Source organism: Actinokineospora sp. (genome assembly GCF_050699995.1).
Lineage (GTDB): Bacteria > Actinomycetota > Actinomycetes > Mycobacteriales > Pseudonocardiaceae > Actinokineospora.
The window spans coordinates 1-3,228 of sequence record NZ_JBOHGC010000514.1 but is presented as its reverse complement, the minus strand read 5'-3'; the positions used below and the strand labels follow the sequence as shown (position 1 = coordinate 3,228).

Genomic DNA, 3,228 nt, shown 5'->3' with positions numbered 1-3,228 from the left:
CTCAGGCCGTCGAGCACTTGCCGGGGAATGACGCCGTCGCTGTTCAGGACGACGAGTTTCCCGATCTCGTCGGCGAGCGCGTCGTGACCGGTGAACCCACCGTGGTCGACGACTTCGGCCAGCGTCTTTACCGCCTCGGCCTCGGGAGTCCAGGCGTGTAGTGTCTGGAGCCGCTGGACCGCCTGTTCGGCCAGCAGCCGCGCGGTCGGGCCATCCACGCCGGGCATGCCCATGCCAGGTGCCATTCCAGGCACGCGGGCGTAGCAGGCATAGCGGACATCCCGCACTCCCCGGTACTGCCCGCTGCTGAGCAACGGGGCTGTGATGCCGGTGGGCAGGTGGGGCGCGAGTGCGATCTCCCGGTCCAGCCGCGAATGCCAAGCCGCGATCTTCAGGACGAAGTCGGAGCCGATGTAGACCTTGTGGGAGCCGCTCTCGGTGGTGGACAAGGGGCCGGGGTCCCGCCCCAGAGCCGCTGACGCGATCACGCGAGCGGTGTCGTCGTCAGGCCACTCGTTGTCGTTCACGGACGGTCTAGGGATGCGACCAGGGTCATTCGAGTGTTCGCTCGCATACAACCATCCTAGGCAATTCCGGCGTTTCAGAACGTTGTGCGCGAAACAGGGCCTGCCCGGTGGACAGGCCCTGCCGATCCGTGCGATTCACTTCGCCTTGCGGACCGCCGTCCATTGGAGAGCGGCGAACAAGGCGACCGTCCCCGCCTGCATGACCGTCCACACCACGCCGATCGTGTTGGCGCCGAAGACGTTGAAGGCGGCCACGGCCAGGCTTGCGACCACCCAGGCGAGGTTGAACTCGATGACGAGACCCGCACCCCTCAGCGGGTTTCGGCTCATCGCGATCGCGCCCACGGCCAGGGCGAAGGCGATCAGGGCGATGCCGATGGGCACCAGCACCCCGGACGAGACGCCCAGCAGGTCACCGACCCACGCGGGGGCGATGACGTAGGCCAGGCCGTTTCCTCCCGAGACGACGGCGTCCAGGGTGAGGAAGCGGCGGAGGAGGGTGACGGCGTGGGTGTCGGCGGGGCGGGTGGTGGCGGCGTTGGCGGTCGTCATGGCTTCTCCCTTGGTTGCGCTTGTCACCAGCGTGCCGCGTCACCTGCGGGAAAGCGATTACCTCGCAGGTAAAGCGATACGCTCCGGCCCGTGCGAGACATCGTTGCGTTCAGCGGTAGTGCCCATCCCGATCTGGCCCGTGAGATCTGCGCCCACCTGGACGTCGAACTCAGTCCGGTGCGGGTCCAGCGGTTCGCGAACGACTGCCTTGAGGTGCAGTTGCAGGCCAACTGCCGCGAGCGGGACGTGTTCCTGATCCAGCCGCTCGTGAAGCCCGTCCAGGAGCACCTCGTCGAGTTGCTCCTGATGCTGGACGCGGCCCGTGGGGCCTCGGCGGCGCGGATCACGGTGGTGATGCCGCACTACGCCTACGCGCGGTCGGACAAGAAGGACGCGCCGCGGATCTCCATCGGGGGGCGGCTGGTGGCCGATCTGATGGTCGCCGCGGGCGCGCACCGGGTGTTGGCGATGACGCTGCACTCGCCGCAGGTGCACGGGTTCTTCAGCGTGCCCGTGGACCACCTGCACGCCCTGCGCGAGCTCGCCGGGCACTTCCGCCAGTACGACCTGAGCAACACCACCGTCGTCTCCCCCGATCTCGGCAACGCCAAGGAGGCCGCGCACTTCGCCCGGCTGCTCGACGTCAAGGTCGCGGCCGGGGCGAAGCAGCGGTTCGCCGATGACGACGTGCGGATCAGCTCGATCATCGGTGACGTGACCGACCGCGACATCATCGTGCTCGACGACGAGATCGCCAAGGGCAGCACGGTGATCGAACTGCTCGCCCGCCTGCGTGAACTCGGAGCCCGGTCGATCCGGGTGGCGTGCACGCACGGGCTGTTCGCGCAGGGGGCGCTGTCGCGGATCGGGGACCAGCCCGACGTGCTGGAGATCGTCTGCACCAACACCGTGCCCATCCCGGACGAGGAGCGCACCCCGAAGCTGAAGGTCCTGTCCATCGCCCCCGCCCTGGCCGAGGCGATGCAGCGCATCCACGACGGCGAATCGGTCAGCGCCCTCTTCGACGCACCATGATCACCCGATCGGGTGATCATGGACGAGCCACGCTTACGTTCCTGACACACCCGACGACTCCCTACTGCCGCCCGCTCGACGGCGACAAGGGGGACACATGGGGAATCCGGACCAACCGCGAGATCCAGACGGGAAATGGAAGAAGGGCAAGCTCACCGCAGGAGTGCTTGCGGCGGGCACCGTAAGTGCCTTCGCGATGGGCAATGCCGGTGGCGGCGCTGCCGCGAGCGGCGGCGGCGCGGGTGCGGGTGGTGTGGCGGCGGAGTCCGCCGGCCTGCCGGGCAATCTCACCGCGCGGACGAACAGGGCCAAGAAGTCCGCGGGCAAGGGGAAACCCAACGAGGCTTGGCGGGACCTGAACGTGCGCAAGCTCAAGGACCCGGCGAAGAAGGCCCTCAACTGCGCGGTCAACTCCTATGGGCAGGTCAGGGACTTCTTCCTCCGCAATCCCTGCAATAGTCTTGACCGGCAGCTCTTCACCCTGGCGGACACAACGGGAAACATCTTCGTAGTGTCGGTGTCGTGGGTGCGAATGCGAGACCGGGGCGATGTCGACGACCTCAAAACGCTGATCGACACCGACGGCACCGGAAGTGTTGCGCCGCTTGGGTTCCCGGTGTTGAAGAGCCAAGGCGTGCGCTTCACCGGCATACCGTTTGACTCACGCCCCAAGGGGAATCTGCTGGTGGTCGCGGAAGGCGCGGTGGCGTCGGGCAAGCCTGATCCTGCATTGATGGATGCGGCGGTGAAGGTCGCGGTGGAGTTGCCCGGTTAGCCGTCGCGGCGGTGGTGTGCGGAGTTAGGGTCGCGGACGTGCCCGAACTTTGTCCGTCTCCGCCCTGATCACGCACCGGCCGTTCTCGCGTTCGAACGGGAGAACCGGGCGTACTTCGCGGCTTCCATCCCCGATCGCGGCGACGACTATTTCGCGAACTTCGACGAGCGGCACCGCGCCCTGCTCGACGAGCAGGACGCCGGGGTGTGCCAGTTCCACCTCCTGATGGACGACGGTGAGGTTCTCGGGCGGGTGAACCTGGTCGATCTGGCGGACGGCTCCGCCGAACTCGGGTTCCGCATCGCGGAGAAGGCGGCGAATCAGGGGCTTGCCACGAAA

The 3,228-nt window shown here is 67.3% G+C and carries 4 protein-coding genes and 1 pseudogene; 3 read left to right on the top strand and 2 right to left on the bottom strand.

Going from position 1 to position 3,228, the window contains the following annotated elements:
* On the bottom strand, positions 1-449 hold a 449-nt coding region (locus ACRDSQ_RS25635), incomplete at its 3' end, for a hypothetical protein (protein ID WP_431424520.1).
* Between the two features lie 213 nt (positions 450-662).
* Positions 663-1,079 carry a hypothetical protein gene (locus ACRDSQ_RS25630; protein WP_431424519.1) on the bottom strand — a complete coding sequence of 139 codons (417 nt, stop codon included), beginning with the start codon at positions 1,077-1,079 and terminating at the stop codon, positions 663-665.
* Between the two features lie 90 nt (positions 1,080-1,169).
* Here ACRDSQ_RS25630 and ACRDSQ_RS25625 point away from each other — a divergent pair, with 90 nt between their 5' ends.
* The 3 genes and pseudogenes from ACRDSQ_RS25625 to ACRDSQ_RS25615 form a co-directional block, all read left to right on the top strand.
* Positions 1,170-2,114, top strand: coding sequence for a ribose-phosphate diphosphokinase (locus ACRDSQ_RS25625; protein WP_431424518.1), 945 nt, complete (start codon positions 1,170-1,172; stop codon positions 2,112-2,114).
* Positions 2,115-2,211: 97 nt separating this feature from the next.
* Positions 2,212-2,889 (top strand): hypothetical protein, encoded by a 678-nt coding sequence (locus ACRDSQ_RS25620; RefSeq protein ID WP_431424517.1) that lies wholly within the window; start codon positions 2,212-2,214, stop codon positions 2,887-2,889.
* Between the two features lie 63 nt (positions 2,890-2,952).
* Positions 2,953-3,228: pseudogene (locus tag ACRDSQ_RS25615) on the top strand (GNAT family N-acetyltransferase); the annotation flags it as partial.